The sequence below is a fragment of the Pseudomonas fluorescens genome (assembly GCF_002837185.1).
GTDB classification, from domain to species: Bacteria; Pseudomonadota; Gammaproteobacteria; order Pseudomonadales; family Pseudomonadaceae; genus Aquipseudomonas; species Aquipseudomonas fluorescens_AM.
This window is the reverse complement of sequence record NZ_KZ478023.1, coordinates 1-18,178: the sequence shown is the minus strand read 5'-3', so window position 1 is coordinate 18,178 and position 18,178 is coordinate 1. Positions and strand designations below refer to the sequence as shown.

Here is an 18,178-nt window from a genome sequence, read left to right as displayed (position 1 = left end):
CTCTCCAAGGCAATTCAACAGTCCGAGCGAGGGATATCATAGCGGCCCTGCAGGTCTTGCGGGCGCAGTTTAATGCCATTGTATTGGCCTGACAGAGGCGCGTAACCGGTGCGGTAACCCGGCTGAGGCGCTGTGACCAGTGACTGGCCCCACGGTACGGCCTGAACGCTCATCTCTTCGAAGCTGACACGATGGATCAGGTTGCCGTCTTTTTTGCTTTTCTCTCGGCCAAAAGCGGCAAACGTGCTATCGCTGGCTTGCACACCGGCGGTGGCACTGAGCATGGTCAACGCCAGCAGCAGTTTCTTGATCGCAGTCATGGTGGTTACCTCTTACGCGTTCAGGCTGTGGTGTCCACACTACGCAAGCGCCCCTGAACTCCCCCTGAACGGGCTCTGAACCCGTCCTGAACCGCAATGAGTCATGCACTACGGACTATGCACTGACGCGCCAACTCGGCAAAATGTCGCGCATGACGCCCCTACCCGCCTGCTGTACCCCACTCGATGCCCATTGGCCGCTGCCTGTTCCCTTGCCGGGCACAGTGTTTTTGAGCACGCGATTCGACCCGGCCTTATTGAACGCCAGCGACTTCCAACGCAGCGCCGTGCCGCCGCCGGCGAGCATCCAGCGCTCGGTGGCCAAGCGCCAGGCGGAATTCCTCGCCGGCCGCCTGTGCGCCCGCGAAGCGCTGCAGCGACTCGATAACCTCGACTGCGTCCCGGCCATTGGCGAAGACCGCGCGCCGATTTGGCCAGGGCATATCAGTGGCTCCATTACCCACAGCACCGGGCACGCCGCGGCGATCGTCGCGCACAAGGTGCAGTGGCGCGGCCTGGGAATGGACCTGGAGAACCTGCTGACGCTGGAACGGGCGGAACGCCTGGCGGGCGAGATTCTTACGCCCGATGAAGTGCAACGAATGGCCAGCCTGCCGCGCGAGCAGGCCGCCCTGCTGGTGACGCTGACGTTTTCGGTCAAGGAGAGTCTGTTCAAGGCGCTCTACCCGCTCGTGCACCAGCGCTTTTATTTCGAGCATGCCGAGGTGGTGGAGTGGTCGCAGGCTGGGCATGTGCGGCTGCGGTTGCTCACGGACCTGTCCAGTGAGTGGTGCCATGGCAAGGAATTGGAGGGGCAATTTGGGGTGGAGGGGGAGCAGTTGTTGAGTCTGGTGGCGGTTGGCGCCTGATAGAGTGCCATCGGGGGCAAGCCGCCTCCCACATTTGGACTGCATTCCCCTGTGGGAGGGGGCTTGCTCCCGATAGCGGTGTCAGGGTTTTCCCTGTTCTCTGGGCCAACTCAGGCTGAAACACGCCCCGCCCAGGTTGTTGCTCTTACTGATCAACGCCCGCCCGCCATGCCAATAGATAATCCGCCGCACGATCGACAAGCCCAGGCCGTGCCCGCCCGAGGCGCGGGTGCGGCTGTCGTCCAGGCGCAGGAACGGGGTGAACACCCGTTCCCAGGCACTTTCCGGTACGCCGGGACCATCGTCTTCCACGTCGATACGGCACCGCACCTGCCCTACCTGATAACTGATCAGTACCTGGCTCCTGGCGTGGCGCATGGCATTACTGACCAGGTTCTGCAGCGCGCGATGCAGGTAGCGGGGTTCGGCATCGACCCAGGCGTCCGCCCGATGCGCCGGTGACGGACCAATCCCCCGGGTGACGCTGACCTGCGGGCGCAGTGGCGACAATTCGCCGATCACCTGGTCGAGCAACGCATCGAGGTCGACGCGCTGGAAGTCCAACGCCGGCGCGCCCTGCTCCAGGCGCGCGTAGGTGAGCATCTCATCGACCAGGCCATCGAGGTCCTGGATATCGCCGTCCATGCCCTCCAGGTATTTGCGCCGGGCCTCGGGGGTGGTGGCGTCGCCCAGCATCTCCAGGCCGAAGCGCAGGCGCGCCACCGGCGTGCGTAGCTCATGGGAGACGGCGCGTACCAGCTCACGCTGAATCGCCAGCAATTGCTGCAAGTGCTCGGCCATGCCGTTGAACGCCGCCGCCAACCGCCCCACCGAATCGACGCCTCGCGCCGGTACGCGAACCTCCAGGTTGCCCTTGGCGATACGCGTGGCCGCTGCCTCCAGCCCCTTGAGTCGGCGCTCGAGCTGGCGCACCAACAGGTAGACGATCAGACCGATCAGGGTCAGGCCGATCAACGTAATCAGGATCAACCATTGCGCCGGGTACGGGTTCATTTGATACAGCGGGCCGATCTCCAGCACCCACGGCGTGCCGACCATGCCGGCAAACACACGGATCGAATCACCGCCTTTGCCCAGGGCCATCACCGTATCGCCTTCGGCCACGCGACGGCGCTGGTCGTCGTCCATATCGGCCTGGTCGAGGGTCATCAGGTGCATCTCGAAACCAAAACCTTTTGCCTGCTTGAGGTCGGCCAAACGTTGCGGCTGCTCGGCCACCGGAAACCGCACCAGTTCGTCGGCCAGCAGGTAAATAGTAGCGCGGGCCAATTGCTCGCTGATCTGCTGCACTTCGCCGGTGAGCACCCATTGCTCCTGTTCACTGACCAGCCGCAATACCCGCGCAGCATGGGGCCCCGTCTGCTCCACCAGGACCTGGCCACGTTGCAGGCGCTTGCGCTGGCGCATGTCCAGCTGTGCGTCAGTGAAGGTGCGCAACTGCAGCGGTATGCCCAGCAATCGCTCCCACACGGCCAATGCGCGCTGGCGCTCGATGGCGCTCATGGGCTGCAGATTGTCGCCCATCAGCGCGAAAGTGCCATGGGCCAGGCGCTCGCGGTATTGGTCGCTGCGCACATCGTTGAGCAAGTGCAGGGCCAGCACACCCAGCAGCGCGACCAGGATCAGCGCGGCGCACATGCCGCCGTAGATGCGCAGGAAGATCGAGTTCACAGTGGCATGTCGGCAGCAGCTTCGGGCACGAACAGGTAGCCTTTGCTGCGGATGGTCTTGATCAGGCGTGGGTGGATCGGGTCATCGCCGATCTTGGGGCGAATTCGTGAAATGCGCACATCAATCGAACGGTCCTGGCCGTCGTAACCGACGCCGCGCAGGGCGATGAAAATTTCTTCGCGCGAAAGAATGCGCCCCGCATTGGCCACCAACAGCCACAGCAGGTCGAACTCGGCACTGGTCAGTTCGATGCCACCTTGGTGCAGCCAGGCCTCGCGCAAGGCATTGTCCACCACCAGCGGGCCGAATTGCAGGCGCCGCTGGTGCTCCACCGCAACCGCTGGCACCGGTTCGCTGCGCCGCAGCAGGGCCTGGATACGTGCCAGCAACAGGCGCGGACGCACGGGTTTGCACACGTAGTCATCGGCGCCCATGTCCAGGCCCTGCACCTGGTCCATGTCGTCGGTGCGCGCAGTGAGCATCAGGATGACGCCGTCATAGCGCTGGCGCACCTTGCGACAGATGCTCAGGCCGTCTTCGCCGGGCAGCATCAGGTCGAGGATCACCAGGTCAGGCTGCTCGGCGATAATGCGCGCGGCCGCCACGGCACCGTCGTTCTCCACCGACACCCGCAGGCCGTTGCTCTCCAGGTATTCGCGGGTCAGCTCGGCCAAGCGTTGGTCATCCTCGACGATCAATATCTGCCAGGGATCCTGTGCCATGGGGTGTCCTCATTGTTATAGGAAATTCTTCTGGCCGATACGGTCCAGGCACAGCCTGTTTGTCATGTGTTGCAGGCATAACGAGGGTCGATTGTAGCCACTGGCCAACCCATAAGCACAAGCCGGGAAATCCATTCGGCCATGGCGTTTTTTTGTGATAGGGTTCGCGCCCTTCGAAAACCGCCACCTTGTTTTGGGCTCGAAACATTTAATGACAAACGGCGCAATCCAGCAGTAATGCGGCCTACACGCCCCTTCAACCTTTCTTACACATTTTACTCACAGTGTTATCCACAGGTTAGTGCGTTGCTAACACCCGTAAAACGCATTATCTTGTACCTCGGCACTTCAAGAGACCCTACATGTAGGGTTTTAGCGAAAAGCGTCCAACCACATAAGCGGCTCGAAATTCAAGCGTTTTATTGCTGGCGCAGCGTGGAACCAACCGATTTTCAGTAGACCAAACCGCTCACGCGGATGGCAGCTGTTTTTCATCCAAAGACATGGAAAACGGTACGGGTGTTGCAGGAAAGCCTGGCACTCGCAATCAAATATAGAACGTGGAGACAACCCCCCATGCAAACCGACACAACTCGCGAGAACCCGCAGGGCTCCGTGCCGCAGGCCGCCGATTCGACTATGGATCTGTCCGCCACCGCACCTGGCCAATTGCGCGTGATCAAGCGTAACGGCACTGTCGTTCCTTACACCGATGACAAAATCACCGTCGCCATCACCAAAGCGTTTCTTGCAGTTGAAGGCGGCACCGCTGCTGCTTCGTCGCGCATCCACGACACCGTTGCCCGCCTGACCGAACAGGTCACCGCGACCTTCAAGCGTCGCATGCCATCGGGCGGCACTATCCACATCGAAGAAATCCAGGACCAGGTCGAACTGGCCCTGATGCGTGCCGGCGAGCAGAAAGTTGCCCGTGACTACGTGATCTACCGCGATTCGCGCGCCAAGGAACGTGCCGTGCACGCGCCATCCGCCGAAGCCGTGCAAGCGCACCCGTCGATCCGCATCACCCTGGCCGATGGCAGCTTTGCGCCACTGGATCTGGGCCGCCTGAACACCATCATCACCGAGGCCTGCGAAGGCCTGGAAGAAGTCGACGGTGACCTGATCCAGCGCGAAACCCTGAAGAACCTGTACGACGGCGTGGCCCTGACCGACGTCAACACCGCCCTGGTGATGACCGCCCGTACCCTGGTTGAACGCGAGCCGAACTACTCGTTCGTCACCGCGCGCCTGCTGATGGACACCCTGCGCGCCGAAGGCCTGGGCTTCCTGGGCGTGGCCGACAGCGCCACCCACCACGAGATGGCCGACCTGTACGCCAAGGCCCTGCCTGCTTACATCGCCAAGGGTATCGAATTCGAATTGCTCAACCCGATCCTGGCCACCTTCGACCTGGAAAAACTCGGCAAGGCGATCAACCACGAGCGCGACCAGCAGTTCACCTACCTGGGCCTGCAAACCCTGTACGACCGTTACTTCATCCACAAGGACGGGATCCGCTTCGAACTGCCGCAAGTGTTCTTCATGCGCGTGGCCATGGGCCTGGCGATCGAAGAGAAGCACAAGGAAGACCGTGCGATCGAGTTCTACAACCTGTTGTCCTCCTTTGACTACATGTCGTCGACCCCGACCCTGTTCAACGCCGGCACCCTGCGTCCACAGTTGTCGAGCTGCTACCTGACCACCGTGCCGGATGACCTGTCGGGCATCTACCACGCGATCCACGACAACGCCATGTTGTCCAAATTCGCCGGCGGCCTGGGCAATGACTGGACGCCGGTGCGTGCACTGGGTTCGTACATCAAGGGCACCAATGGTAAATCCCAGGGCGTCGTGCCGTTCCTGAAAGTGGTGAACGACACCGCCGTTGCCGTGAACCAGGGTGGCAAGCGCAAAGGCGCTGTATGTGCCTACCTGGAAACCTGGCACATGGACATTGAAGAGTTCATCGAGCTGCGCAAGAACACCGGTGACGATCGTCGTCGTACCCACGACATGAACACCGCCAACTGGATCCCTGACCTGTTCATGAAGCGTGTCTTCGATGACGGCCAGTGGACGCTGTTCTCGCCGTCCGAAGTACCGGACCTGCACGACCTGACCGGCAAGGCCTTCGAAGAGCGCTACGAGTACTACGAAGCCCTGGCCCAGTACCCTGGCAAGATCAAGCTGTTCAAGACCATCCAGGCCAAAGACCTGTGGCGCAAGATGCTGTCGATGCTGTTCGAAACCGGCCACCCATGGCTGACCTTCAAGGACCCGTGCAACCTGCGCAGCCCGCAGCAGCACGTAGGCGTGGTCCACAGCTCGAACCTGTGCACCGAGATCACCTTGAACACCAACAAGGACGAGATCGCGGTCTGCAACCTGGGCTCGATCAACCTGCCGAACCACATCGTCAACGGCAAGCTGGACACCGCCAAGCTGGAACGCACTGTCAACACCGCCGTACGCATGCTCGATAACGTCATCGACATCAACTACTACTCGGTGCCACAGGCGCAGAACTCCAACTTCAAGCACCGTCCGGTCGGCCTGGGCATCATGGGCTTCCAGGACGCCTTGTACCTGCAGCACATTCCCTACGGTTCCGATGCTGCGGTCGAGTTCGCCGACAAGTCCATGGAAGCGGTCAGCTACTACGCGATCCAGGCTTCCTGCGACCTGGCCGACGAGCGCGGCGCCTACGAGACGTTCCAGGGTTCGCTGTGGTCCAAGGGCATCCTGCCGCTGGATTCGCAACAGATCCTGATCGAGCAGCGTGGCCAGAAGTACATCGACGTTGACCTGAACGAATCCCTGGACTGGGCGCCGGTACGTGCCCGTGTGCAGAAAGGCATTCGTAACTCCAACATCATGGCCATCGCACCGACCGCGACCATCGCCAACATCACCGGCGTGTCGCAGTCGATCGAACCGACCTACCAGAACCTGTATGTGAAATCGAACCTGTCGGGCGAGTTCACCGTGATCAACCCTTACCTGGTCCGCGACCTGAAGGCCCGTGGCCTGTGGGACTCGGTCATGATCAACGACCTGAAGTACTACGACGGTTCCGTGCAACAGATCGAACGCATCCCGCAAGAACTCAAAGAGCTCTACGCGACAGCCTTCGAAGTGGATACCAAGTGGATCGTTGACGCTGCCAGCCGTCGTCAGAAGTGGATCGACCAGGCACAGTCGCTGAACCTCTACATTGCCGGCGCTTCGGGCAAGAAGCTGGACGTGACCTACCGCATGGCCTGGTACCGTGGCCTGAAAACCACTTACTACCTCCGCGCCCTGGCCGCGACCAGCACCGAGAAGTCGACCATCAACACCGGCAAGCTGAACGCTGTATCCAGCGGCAACCATGGTGATGATTCGGTACTCGCCGCGCCAGCCGGACCTGCGCCAGTGCCGAAGGCTTGTGCGATTGATGAGCCGGATTGTGAGGCTTGCCAGTAAGCTGACCCCACGCCTGGGTTTAACCGCCCAAGGCTGAAAAGCCCCCGATACACTCATGGTGTATCGGGGGCTTTTTTTAGTCCAAAACAACGGGTATGGGACTTAGAACAACACGGTCGCGATGCCCGACTGAGGCACACCGCCGCGTTTTCCCCACAATTCAATTCGACCGTTGAGCACGGCCATCGAATGACCGCCGTACTCCACCGTCCCCACCTTGCTGCTTCTCAGATCGGTATCCGTGGCCGGCCTGTAGTGACCTTTCAGACCCAGGCGATCGAGACCTTCACGAGGAGACTCACCGTCATTGAGGCTATCCATCGCAGCCTGGAAACTGCGACCGGCGGTGCCATCATTGTTTTCCATCTGCGCCCGCTTGGCACTCGCAGCGTACATAAAGTTGGCATCTGTCATCATCGCTGGGTCATCGCCCTGGAAACGAGCGTGTGTCGCAGCCTGCATCAACTCATCTTTGGTCAATGAGAGCTTGAAACCATCTCGCATCGTGACGTTATAGCCCTTGCTCGTCTCCTTGACGTCCTTGAAGACGTCTGTGGGTTTTTGACCGAACTGCATCATTGAGGCCTTTATGGCGGAAACGGTGATGCAGTTTCCATCAGGTCCTTGGCTGAAACCACTCCAGATATTCTCGGGTTTTTTCCCAGGATTGCTCTTGTCAGGCGTGTAGTGAAAATGCTTTGAGCCTTCGGTAATCGGCTTGTTACTCATGGACTCGCTGGGGCCGAACCCGCCCGGACTGACTCCTCCGCCTCCGCCTCCGCCACCACCGCCACGAGGCGGCGTGGGTGATGGCGCGGGTGGCGTTACATCTTCATCGGGATACAACTCCTTCAACAACCGCCGAAGAAACTCGAGATACTTGTCATCAGCGTCGTCAATGAGCCCGTTAAGAACCTCTTTGAATTTTTCATCACCGAGTTGCTCGCGCAGCGCGTTCAATTTATCGCGCGCGTCTTGCACCGCTTGCGTCTTGCCGGTTTGCTGCGCATCGAACATGTCGCTCAGCAACTGCTTGGCCGCGATCACTTCAGCGCCTGGCGTGACCGGGGTCGACTCCCCACGCACCTGCTGCCGCCCAAACCCTGCGTTTGCAACACCGGGCCCGAAAACACCTGAACTCCACATATCCGTCCCCTTGATTGGTGAACCTCTCAGGTTCTGGCCGATCAGTGGTAGAACGGGGATACCGCGTTCCTTTCTCCTGCATTTCAATGGGTAACCTGATACGCATCAGACTGTTTTCTTACACCCAAAAAAAAGCCCCTCTTAAGAGGGGCTTCCTGTCGAACGCCGGCGCATCAGGTCATCTGAATGATGGTCTGCATGATGGTGCTCTGGGTGGAGATGGTCTTCGCGTTAGCCTGGTAGTTGCTCTGGGCCTTGATCAGGTCCACCAACTCATTGGTCAGGTTGACGTTGGAGTTCTCCAGGGAGTTCGCCACGATCGAGCCCAGGGTACCGGCTTGCGGGGTGTCGTAACCCGGTTGGCCCGAAGCGAAGGTCTCTTTCCAGGTGGTGCTGCCGGCAGGTTGCAGGCCTTGTTCGTTGTTGAAGCTGGCCAGCGAGATCTGGCCGATGGCCTTGCTTTGCTGATTGCTGAAGGTGGCGAACATCACGCCGCTGCCGTCGATCTTCAGGCCGGTGATCTGGCCGGTGGCATAGCCATCGGTCACCGGAGGGTTACGGTAGGTGGCCGAGTTGTACTGGGTAATGTTGGCCATGTTGACCGCAATTCCACCTGGGTTGGCGTCCGCACCGTTAGCCTTCCACACGCCATTGGTCACCGTACCCGGGACCCAGCCGGCAACGGTAAGGGTCTTATCGGATACACCACCGGTCACCACGCTGGTGAGCTTGCCTGCGCCATCGAAGGTCAGGGTCGACGCCACAGGTGGCGTCGATGGAGTGCCCGTCGGGGCAGAACCGTCAGGGTTGCGACCGTCGATCAGGGTGTAGGCATTCCACTTGTTGCCGTCGGTTTTCACCAGGTACTGCACCATCGGGTGAGCGTTGCCCTGGGAATCGTACAAGGTGGTGCTGTATTGCGTGGTGAAGGTATCGGTCTTGGTGGGATCGAATGGCTTGGCCGTTTGATCGATCACCGGCTCCGAGGAGTTCAGGTTACTGGTGGAATCCACTTTGGTGGAGGCCTTGGGCGGCAAGTTCGTCAAGTTCAGTTGCAGGTCGGTCAGGCCGCCCTTGATGATTTTTCCGTCATCATCCGCCGCGTAACCTTGCAGGCGCGAGGTACCGGTGTTGTTGGTGATGTAGCCGTCTTTGTCGGCACGGAACGCACCGCTGCGGGTGTATTCCAGCGAACCGTCACTGCCCTTCTGCACGAAGAAGCCGCCACCCTGGATCGCCATGTCCAGAATGCCGCCGCTGCCATTCACGTCACCTTGGGTGAATTGCTGCGACACCGCCGCCAAGTTCACACCATTGCCGATGCTGTTCTGCCCGGTGCCCAGTTTGGACGCCGCGTAGATGTCCGCGAATTCCGCACGGGACGACTTGAAGCCAGTGGTCGCAACGTTGGCGATGTTGTTGCCGGTCACGTCCAGTTGTTTGTTGGCCGCATAGAGGCCGCTAAGGCCGATATTAAAAGACATGTTTCTCTCCCTCTGCCGTCGTTAGCCGGCTCTATGTACCGATAGTCTGAATTTGCGACAGCTTGACGCTGCCCATGCCGCCTGCAAGGTTGAGCAGCATTTCGCCACCGGTCTTGCTCAGCGTCACGCTGGTTACCGTTGCCGGCAGCGAAGTGGCCAGGGCCACCGCGTCACCCTTGTCGTTCTTGGTGGAAGCCGCGAAGGTGTATGTGCCGGCTGGAGCAACTTCACCTTTGTCGTTCTTGCCATCCCAGATAAAGTCCGACGAACCCGCGCTCTGGGCGCCCATATCGAGGGTGCGCACCACGTTGCCGTCCTTGTCGGTGATCTTGATCGAGACATTGCCCGTCGCCGCCGTCACCGCCACCGAACCGGTCATGCTCTTGCTGGTATCGACCAGTGCCTTGTCGGTCTGGGTGATGATCGAACGTCCCACCAGCGACGAAGCCTGCAGCGCCTGCGACGAGCTGAAGTTGCTCGATATGTTGTTTACCGAGTCGTTCAGGGTGTTGATGCCTTCCAGGCTGCTGAACTGCGCCAACTGGGCCACGAACGCACCGTTATCCTGTGGCGACAACGGGTTCTGGTTTTTCAGCTGGGTAACCAGCAGTTGCAGGAATGCATCCTTGCCCAATGCCTGGTTGCCGGTGGCAGCCTTGGAAACATTCGCTACATTGTTTGACGCGTCCTTGACCTTGGAGTTGAACAGGTCCTGGACTGCCGTGTTGTTCGACGTATCAACGATGGCCATTATTCGGCGCCCCTTATCACTGACCCAGGGTCAGGACCTTCTGCATCATGGTTTTGGCGGTGTTCATCATTTCCGCGTTGGTCTGGAACGAACGACTGGCGGAAATCATGTCGGCCATCTCCTCGACCACGTTGACGTTGGGGTAGTAGACATAACCCTTTTCGTTCGCAGCCGGATGGTTCGGCTCGTAACGCGCTTCGAGGTTGCTCTGGTCTTCGACCACACCCAGCACCTGCACGCCTTGCCCGGCGGCATCCTGGTTCTGGAACAGCGAATCACTGCCGCCGCTCTGGCCGCCCTGGAACATGGTGGCGAACACCGGATGACGGGCGCGGTAAGTCTGGTCAATGCTCGAAGACACGGTCTCGGCGTTGGCGATGTTACTGGCGACGGTGTTCAAACGCGTGGTCTGCGCGCTCATGCCACTGCCGGCAATATTGAAAACACTGGACAGGGACATGGCTTATTCTCCACGCAGGGCTGACATCAGCCCTTTGAATTTGCTGTTGAGCAGGGTGAAGCTGGCCTGGAAGTTCACCGAGTTCTCGGCGTAGTTCGATTGTTCCAGTTGAGCATCGACGGTGTTCTGGTCGATCGACGGCTGCATCGGCGTGCGATACAGCAGCGACTCATCACCACTGCTCAAGCCTTGCGCTTCAATATGACGGCTGTTGGTCATGTTCAAGGCGAAGGTGCCGTTTTTGGTTTTATCCTGCTGTGCGGCGAGCACGGCGGAGAAATCCAGATCCCGAGCCTTGTAGTTCGGGGTGTCGGCGTTGGCAATGTTGTTGGCCAGGACTTCGGCACGCTGGGCGCGGAAGCCCAGGGCTTGTTCGTGGATACCGAGCGCTTTATCGAAGCTGATGCTCATGGCGGAAACCTTTTGGCTGACCTGCTGTTCGTTAGCAGGGTTATAGCAAGGTGCATGCCAATGTAACCAAGCCCCGTATATCAAGGGCTCGCAGGGGAATTGCCGGCGGCAATGCCAGAAAAGCGGCAAGTGCTTTCCGCGTGGCGCCAGTAAAGCGGCAATGGAAGGATTGCCGCTACCGTTGAAATTGCCGCGAAACGAATGTGGGAGGGGGCTTGCTCCCGATAGCGGTGTGTCATGTCATGAATAGCTGACTGACCCACCGCCATCGGGGGCAAGCCCCCTCCCACATTTTTTACCGGGTAAACGTTGTTATTTGGCCTGGTAGATGATTCCCGGGCTGCACTGCACCATCTGGTAGTGATCCGGCAAGCCGTTCAAGGCTTCCGAAGCGCCGAGGAATAGATACCCGCCGCGCTTGAGCGTGCCATGGATGCGCAAGAGGATGTCCTTCTTCACTTCGGCCGAGAAGTAGATCAGCACGTTGCGGCAGAACACCATGTCGAACTTGCCCAGGCTGGCGTAGCTGTCGAGCAAGTTGAACGAGCGGAACTCGACGCGGCTCTTGATCGGCGCCTTGATCGCCCAGCGCCCTGCCCCTTTCGGGTCAAAGTAGCGCTGCAAGCGTTCCTGGGACAGGCCTCGGCCCAGGGCCAGGCTGTCGTACTCACCGGTCTTGCAGTTGGTGAGCATACTGCCGGACAGGTCCGTCGCCACAATTTGCGCGCCGGCTTTCAGCTGGCCCATGTTGGTCCGCTCGAACTCGTCGATGGACATGGAGATCGAATAGGGTTCCTGTCCCGAGGAGCATGCCGCCGACCAGATACGCAGGCGCTGACCCGGGCTGGCCTTGATGGCTTCCGGCAGCACTTTGTTCTTGAGCACCTCAAAGGGGTAGGTATCGCGAAACCATAACGTTTCGTTGGTGGTCATGGCATCGACCACCATCTCCTTGAGCCCGCTGCGCGGCTGCCCCTGGATCCGCTGAACCAACTCACCCAGGGATTTTATGCCCTGCTGCTCCATCAGCTTGTTGAGACGGCTGGATACCAGGTACTGCTTGTTTTCACCAAGCAATATGCCACAGGCTTTTTCCAGGAAGACCCGGAACTGTTCGAAATCCAAATTACCCGTAGACAATGGTACCGCCTCTTAAATCGTGTGACCGCCAGGAGAAATGCCCCTAGCCGTGATCTGCTGCCTTGATCCGGTCGACTACCCGGGATGCGAGGTCATCAGGCCGGAATTTGGCCAGAAAGTCATCTGCACCGACCTTCTTGACCATGGCCTGATTGAATACCCCCGACAACGAAGTATGCAGGATGATGTGCAATTTTTGCATGCGTGGATCGTTGCGTATTTCCGCCGTGAGGGTGTATCCGTCCATTTCCGGCATTTCAATGTCGGAAATCATCATCAGGAATTCTTCTTCTGGCTTCTTGCCCTCGTCCACCAACTTGCGCAGGTAATCCAGGGCTTGGCGACCGTCATTGAGGGCTACCACGTCCACGCCGACGGTTTGCAGGCAACGCGTGACCTGCTTGCGCGCGACAGAGGAGTCATCCACGGTCAACACGCGCAGGGATACCGCCTTGTGTGCCGTCTCGGCATCCACTACCCCAACGGAAATCGTTTCCGAGGTGGGCGCGACTTCGGCGAGGATTTTCTCCACGTCGATGATTTCCACCAACTGGTTATCCACCCGCGTCACCGCCGTCAGGTAATGATCGCGCCCGGTGCCCTTGGGCGGCGGATGAATCTCTTCCCAGTTCATATTGACGATACGTTCCACCGAGCGCACCAGAAACCCCTGGGTCTTGGTGTTGTACTCGGTAATGATCACGAACGGGCTCTGGCGGTCCTGCAAACCGGCGGAGCCGGTGGCCATTGCCAAGTCAAGAATGGGGATGGTCGCGCCGCGGATATTGGCCACGCCGCACACCACCGGACTGGACTTGGGCATGATCGTCAGCTTGGGACACTGCAGCACTTCACGCACTTTAAACACGTTGATGCCGTACAGCTGCTTGCCGTCCAGGCGAAAAAGCAACAACTCCAGGCGATTCTGCCCTACCAGCTGCGTGCGCTGGTTTACTGAATCCATTACACCTGCCATGCCCAGACTCCTAAATCCCAGAGGTACGATGCGTACCCAACACTAAACGGCACGAGCTTTGCTATTTGGTTGGCTATGGATATTAAAACGACAGTTTCCCGACGCGCTTGCCGCTCAAAGTATCGCAGATTGCTCTGCGCCGCGATGGCGCTGCTTGTCTGGGGCGTCACGGCCCGCGCCGACAACGTCACCCTGCCTGATCTCCTTATCGGCGTCACCCAGGGCTTTCTTGAATACACTGTAGAAGATTATCTGGAGACCACCCAGACACCGGGCCGCTATGAGATCCAGGTCAACTCGTTGGACCCGCGCCTGCGCATGCCGATGTGTGACAAGGAATTGACAGCCACCCTGGAAAGCCCGGCCCAGCCCATTGGCCGTGTCACCGTAAAAGTACGCTGTGAAGGCGCCTCGCCCTGGACTGTTTTTGTGCCGGCTCAAGTCAAATTGTTCCGCGACGTTGTCGTGGTGGCGCGACCGTTGAAGCGCACCGGCATCATCGGCTATGACGATGTCGCACTGCGTGAACGGGATATCAGCTTGATCAATCAGGGTTACCTGACCTCCCTGGACCAGGCGATCGGGCAGCGGCTCACCCGACCAGTGGTCACCGATCAGGTGATTACCCTGGTGCATCTGGAGCAGGCCGAGGTCATTCGTAAAGGTGACCAGGTAGTGATTTCCGCCAGCAGCGGCGGTTTGAACGTGAGAATGCCTGGGGAAGCGCTGTCCAACGGCGGCATGAGCGAGCAGATTCGCGTCAAGAACCTCAACTCCAACCGCGTGATCAAGGCGCGGGTGACGGCCCCTGGCCAGGTCGAGGTAGCGTTATAGATTACTGGTATGGGGCGCTAGGTTTTCCTACACTGTGCATGGAATGTTCCGTGCGGAGATTTATTGTCATTCGCGCCTAAAGTTTGTCCGGGTATTGCCGAAAACATGGCAAGCGTCCACATACCCAGAGGTTTTTTATCATGGTCATTGATTTCAATCGTTTAAACAGCACCCAGCCCTTGCCGGGCAATACGCGCACCAGCGGTGCCAAGGACAGTGTTGAAGCCAAACCCCTGCCCGCCAAGGCAGAACAGGCGAGCGCGAGCCAGAGTGGGGAATCGGTACACCTGAGCAATGAGGCTCAACAGTTGCAGAAGATCACTGACTCGCTGCGCGATCAGCCGATTGTGAACAAAGCCCGCGTGGCGGAGTTGAAACAGGCCATCGCCGATGGCACTTATACAGTCGACAGCAACCGTGTAGCCAGCAAGCTGCTTAACTTCGAAGCCGAGCGCTAGGCACAGGCCTGCGCTGGGCTTCTGGACGCTTAAAACCCAAGGCCAGCCATGCACCACGACGAACATTTGCTCCAACTGATCCTTGATGATCTGGCGCCGACGCAACAACTGCTCGAGCTGCTTAAAGAAGAGTCCCTGGCCCTGTATGGCCGGGATATGCCCTTGCTCGAAGAAATACTCGCGCGCAAACAGTCGCTGATTGTGCTGCTCGAACAGCACGGCAAGAAGCGCAGCGAGATTCTTATCAGCCTGGGCCTGCCTGCCGATCACGACGGCCTGGCACAGTTGGCAAGTCATTCCTCGGTCGGCGATCAGTTGCTGACGCAAAGCAAAGCGCTCAATCACCTGCTCACCCAGTGCCAGGAAGCCAACCTGCTCAACGGCCAGTCGATTCAGCTTCAGCAAGCCACCACGGCCAATCAGTTACGTATTCTTCACGGCGGTGAGCCCCCGGCCCTGTATAACGCCCAAGGTTCCACTTCACGCCTGGTCAAGCCAAGCACCCGCAGCCAAGCCTGACAACGGTTCCAAAGCGCGGCCTATCCAAGGTGCGCTACATACTGGCAAAATGCCGGTTCTTGCGTGTAGTCGTATTTTCCTGGAGATGGAACAACCGTGTTCAACACCCTTAATGCGGAAGATGCACCGCAGCCACCCAAGGTCCTTACCACACCTTTGGAAATCGCCAGCACGCTGCGGATGCTCCAGGAAAGCCATGATCCATTGATCATCACTTTCCACGAACGCAGCCAACGCTTCCAAAGTTACCTTGTGGACATCGACCGGGACAGCAAGACGCTGGTACTGGACGAAATGATTCCGCGTGACGGTGAACGTCACCTCGAAAATGGCGAACCCTTCCGCATCGAAGGTTTTCATGATGGCGTCCGGGTTGCCTGGGACAGTAACGGCACGCTGAGCATCAGCGAGAAGGACGGTCACCGTATCTACAGTGGCAGCATGCCCAGCGAGGTGGTCTATCATCAGCGTCGTGATGCATTCCGCGCTGCCCTGAAGTTGGCGCAATTGGTCAATATCGAACTGGGTGGCGAAAAGCTCAAGGCGCCGATCAACGGCAAGTTGCTCGACATTTCCGCCACTGGATGCAAATTGCGCTTTGAAGGCGACATCGCCGAACGCCTGCAACTGGGGCAGGTCTACGACCGCTTCATCGCCGCGCTGCCATTCGGCAACATGACGACCGCTGTCGAGTTGCGTTACCTGCATTTCGAAGACAGGATCAACATCACTTTTGCCGGCGTGCGCTTTCATAACATGAGCGGTTTGGTGCAGCGCCAGGTAGAACGCTTTGTGTATCAACTGCAACGCGAAGCTCGGCGCTTCGACAAGGACGACGACTTTTAAGCCTTGAACGCTGAAGGAAAAAACGGGCAGCTCCTGACAGGACCTGCCCGTTTTTCGTTCAGGGGCGCGCTCTGCTCAAGTCATGGGGATGGTCTTGCGGGTCTGTCGACTCAGGCGCAATCTCGGCAGCCGGCTCGTCGACGGCTGGTTCGACGGCTGGTTCGGGGTCTGATTCAGGCACAGTGGCCTGCATCTGCTCCTGTACCACCTGTTCATCTACCCGCGGGTCAAGCGCGGCCACCAACGGCGAACTGGACATACTGTCAGGCATCGCCACGTGATGCAGCGGCGCATCGTCTACCTGATGCAAGTTGGTCACCGCCTTCGGCCGTATACGCCATACCAGGATCAGCGCACACAGGCTGAAAAACGCGTACAGCATCTGGCTGCCGAACAGTTTCATCACCACACCCGCCAGAAGCGGGCCGATACTGGCACCCACGCCGTAAGTCACCAGCAACATGGCGGTCAGCGATACCCTGCGATCACCTTCTACATGGTCGTTGGAAAAAGCCACAGCCAACGGGTACAGACAAAACTGCACAAGTGAACAAAAAAAGCCCGCCACGAACAGCACTTCCAAAGGGACCTGAGTCATGATCGCCAAGGGCAATGCTGCCACCGCCAGGCACAACGCAAAGCAGCGGATCAGCAATGCGCGGTCATAGCGGTCGGACAACCAGCCCAGGGGCCACTGCACGAGCAGTCCAGCAAAAATGCAGGACCCCATGAACAAACCGACTTGCTCGGTCGTCAACCCCTGCTGTGAGGCATAAAGCGGTGCGAGACCGTAGAACGAGCCCACGATCAGTCCAGCCCCCAGCACCGTGCTGAGGGACTGTGGCACGCGCTTGATAAAGAAACGCGGCTCCATCGGCGCCGGATGCAGCGGCGCCGGGTGAATACGTCGGGTCATGGCCACCGGCACCAGGCACAGGGCAAAGCACAGCGCGACCAGCATCAGCAGTTCAAGCCCCAGATGGGGATGCATCACCAGTATCAGCTGGCCCAGCACCAGACCGAGGTAGGACGCGATCATATAGCCGCTGAACACTACGCCACGCTGCTTGGCCTCCGCCTGCTCATTGAGCCAGCTTTCAATGACCATGTACTGGCACATCATCCCCAGGCCCACGATCACCCGCAGTACGATCCAGGCAGGCAGCCAATCGATCAAACCGTGGCCCAGCACAGCCGCGCCGACGATCCCGGCGCAGGTAGCGTAGGCGCGTATATGCCCGACACGAGCGATCAGGCGGTGCCCGATCTTGCCGCCCAGCACCAGGCCAAAGTAGTTGGCCGCCATGAGCGCACCCACCCACAGGCTGTCGACATGGTCGGCCGCCAATCGCAAGGCTAAATACGTACTGAGCAGGCCGGAGCCGATCAGCATCATCAAGGAGGCGAAATAAAGGGCTCGAAAAGATTTCCAGATCTGGCGCATCGGCGTTCCGAGCGGCTCCTTGCAGTGAGGGGACAGGGCTATCGCATGATAGTCCGCGGTGGTCGAGTCCGGACAGGCGGCAAGAGCCTTTTCCGGGGATTATTTTGCTTAACCGCTCAGACACTGACCGCGTGGCGGCGAGGTACATAGCGTGGAGATAAATGTACAGCGCACCACCTGTGAACCTGGATCATGCGCAAGGTTCGACTGGTGTTTGGATATCTGCCATAAAAGCGCTGAATAGAGCGATCCATAGGTGAGCCTGCTCGATACGCCGCTCTAGCGTTAGCGATCTATGCAAGCCATCTCGCGCCTGCTGAGCAAATGTGTTTCGAGCGCCCAAAACAAAACCCCAACTGCTTTCGCAATTGGGGTTTCGGAATTTAATCTTGACGATGACCTACTCTCACATGGGGAAACCCCACACTACCATCGGCGATGCATCGTTTCACTGCTGAGTTCGGGATGGGATCAGGTGGTTCCAATGCTCTATGGTCGTCAAGAAATTCGGGTACTGAGTCGTGGCCTGGTGGCCTCGCTTCAGCAAATTGGGTATGTGACAGCTGTCGGTGTTTTGTGAGCGTCGAACTTTCGGTTCATCTCGTCTTCACACACCGCAATCTGATGCTCGTTAGAGT

General features: G+C 59.0%; 17 protein-coding genes and 1 rRNA gene. 6 read left to right on the top strand and 12 right to left on the bottom strand.

The annotated features are described in order from the left end of the window. Nucleotides 1–14: 14 nt before the first annotated feature. A complete protein-coding gene (locus CIB54_RS24175) occupies nucleotides 15–320 on the bottom strand; it encodes a hypothetical protein (protein ID WP_101221172.1) in 306 nt (101 codons plus the stop codon). A gap of 152 nt (nucleotides 321–472) precedes the next feature. Between CIB54_RS24175 and CIB54_RS24170 the strand changes: the two genes are divergently transcribed. After that, entirely contained in the window at nucleotides 473–1,189 is a 717-nt protein-coding gene (locus CIB54_RS24170) for a 4'-phosphopantetheinyl transferase family protein (protein WP_101221190.1), read from the top strand. Between the two features lie 81 nt (nucleotides 1,190–1,270). On the opposite strand, the gene CIB54_RS24165 is transcribed toward CIB54_RS24170, so the two are convergent. Both CIB54_RS24165 and CIB54_RS24160 read right to left on the bottom strand, forming a co-directional pair. Further along, entirely contained in the window at nucleotides 1,271–2,881 is a 1,611-nt protein-coding gene (locus CIB54_RS24165; RefSeq protein ID WP_101221171.1) for an ATP-binding protein, read from the bottom strand. Then, the gene (locus CIB54_RS24160) at nucleotides 2,878–3,603 is read right to left on the bottom strand and encodes a response regulator (protein ID WP_101221170.1); all 726 of its coding nucleotides are present in this window, start codon (nucleotides 3,601–3,603) and stop codon (nucleotides 2,878–2,880) included. Before CIB54_RS24160 ends, CIB54_RS24165 begins: the two co-directional genes overlap by 4 nt. Nucleotides 3,604–4,179: 576 nt before the next feature. Between CIB54_RS24160 and CIB54_RS24155 the strand changes: the two genes are divergently transcribed. After that, entirely contained in the window at nucleotides 4,180–7,071 is a 2,892-nt protein-coding gene (locus CIB54_RS24155) for a ribonucleoside-diphosphate reductase subunit alpha (RefSeq protein WP_065951068.1), read from the top strand. Between the two features lie 102 nt (nucleotides 7,072–7,173). On the opposite strand, the gene CIB54_RS24150 is transcribed toward CIB54_RS24155, so the two are convergent. From CIB54_RS24150 to CIB54_RS24120, 7 genes are all read right to left on the bottom strand, one after another. Further along, the gene (locus tag CIB54_RS24150) at nucleotides 7,174–8,217 is read right to left on the bottom strand and encodes a hypothetical protein (RefSeq protein WP_101221169.1); all 1,044 of its coding nucleotides are present in this window, start codon (nucleotides 8,215–8,217) and stop codon (nucleotides 7,174–7,176) included. A gap of 173 nt (nucleotides 8,218–8,390) precedes the next feature. Continuing rightward, nucleotides 8,391–9,701, bottom strand: a complete 1,311-nt coding sequence (gene flgE, locus CIB54_RS24145) for a flagellar hook protein FlgE (RefSeq protein ID WP_101221168.1) — start codon at nucleotides 9,699–9,701, stop codon at nucleotides 8,391–8,393. Nucleotides 9,702–9,732: 31 nt separating this feature from the next. Continuing rightward, a complete protein-coding gene (flgD, locus tag CIB54_RS24140) occupies nucleotides 9,733–10,452 on the bottom strand; it encodes a flagellar hook assembly protein FlgD (protein ID WP_065951071.1) in 720 nt (239 codons plus the stop codon). A 16-nt stretch (nucleotides 10,453–10,468) separates the two neighbouring features. Continuing rightward, entirely contained in the window at nucleotides 10,469–10,912 is a 444-nt protein-coding gene (gene flgC, locus CIB54_RS24135; protein ID WP_024076985.1) for a flagellar basal body rod protein FlgC, read from the bottom strand. A 3-nt stretch (nucleotides 10,913–10,915) separates the two neighbouring features. Then, nucleotides 10,916–11,323, bottom strand: a complete 408-nt coding sequence (flgB, locus tag CIB54_RS24130) for a flagellar basal body rod protein FlgB (protein WP_057726450.1) — start codon at nucleotides 11,321–11,323, stop codon at nucleotides 10,916–10,918. A 312-nt stretch (nucleotides 11,324–11,635) separates the two neighbouring features. Beyond that, the gene (gene cheR, locus CIB54_RS24125; RefSeq protein ID WP_057726452.1) at nucleotides 11,636–12,463 is read right to left on the bottom strand and encodes a protein-glutamate O-methyltransferase CheR; all 828 of its coding nucleotides are present in this window, start codon (nucleotides 12,461–12,463) and stop codon (nucleotides 11,636–11,638) included. Nucleotides 12,464–12,506: 43 nt separating this feature from the next. Beyond that, the gene (locus CIB54_RS24120; RefSeq protein WP_065951073.1) at nucleotides 12,507–13,439 is read right to left on the bottom strand and encodes a chemotaxis protein CheV; all 933 of its coding nucleotides are present in this window, start codon (nucleotides 13,437–13,439) and stop codon (nucleotides 12,507–12,509) included. Nucleotides 13,440–13,514: 75 nt separating this feature from the next. On the opposite strand from CIB54_RS24120, the gene flgA reads away from it, so the two are divergent. The 4 genes from flgA to CIB54_RS24100 all read left to right on the top strand — a co-directional run bounded on the left by flgA (nucleotide 13,515) and on the right by CIB54_RS24100 (nucleotide 16,096). Then, nucleotides 13,515–14,273: a flagellar basal body P-ring formation chaperone FlgA gene (gene flgA / locus CIB54_RS24115; protein ID WP_065951074.1), complete on the top strand. Its 759-nt coding sequence runs from the start codon at nucleotides 13,515–13,517 to the stop codon at nucleotides 14,271–14,273. A gap of 140 nt (nucleotides 14,274–14,413) precedes the next feature. Beyond that, nucleotides 14,414–14,731, top strand: coding sequence for a flagellar biosynthesis anti-sigma factor FlgM (gene flgM, locus CIB54_RS24110; RefSeq protein ID WP_065951075.1), 318 nt, complete (start codon nucleotides 14,414–14,416; stop codon nucleotides 14,729–14,731). Between the two features lie 48 nt (nucleotides 14,732–14,779). Beyond that, nucleotides 14,780–15,250, top strand: coding sequence for a flagellar protein FlgN (locus CIB54_RS24105; RefSeq protein ID WP_065951076.1), 471 nt, complete (start codon nucleotides 14,780–14,782; stop codon nucleotides 15,248–15,250). Nucleotides 15,251–15,346: 96 nt separating this feature from the next. After that, on the top strand, nucleotides 15,347–16,096 hold the full coding sequence (locus CIB54_RS24100; RefSeq protein WP_065951077.1) for a flagellar brake protein: 750 nt from the start codon (nucleotides 15,347–15,349) through the stop codon (nucleotides 16,094–16,096). 58 nt (nucleotides 16,097–16,154) lie between these two features. On the opposite strand, the gene CIB54_RS24095 is transcribed toward CIB54_RS24100, so the two are convergent. Next, nucleotides 16,155–17,540 carry an MFS transporter gene (locus CIB54_RS24095; RefSeq protein ID WP_101221167.1) on the bottom strand — a complete coding sequence of 462 codons (1,386 nt, stop codon included), beginning with the start codon at nucleotides 17,538–17,540 and terminating at the stop codon, nucleotides 16,155–16,157. A 387-nt stretch (nucleotides 17,541–17,927) separates the two neighbouring features. After that, a 5S ribosomal RNA gene (rrf, locus tag CIB54_RS24090) occupies nucleotides 17,928–18,043 on the bottom strand. Between the last annotated feature and the right edge of the window lie 135 nt (nucleotides 18,044–18,178).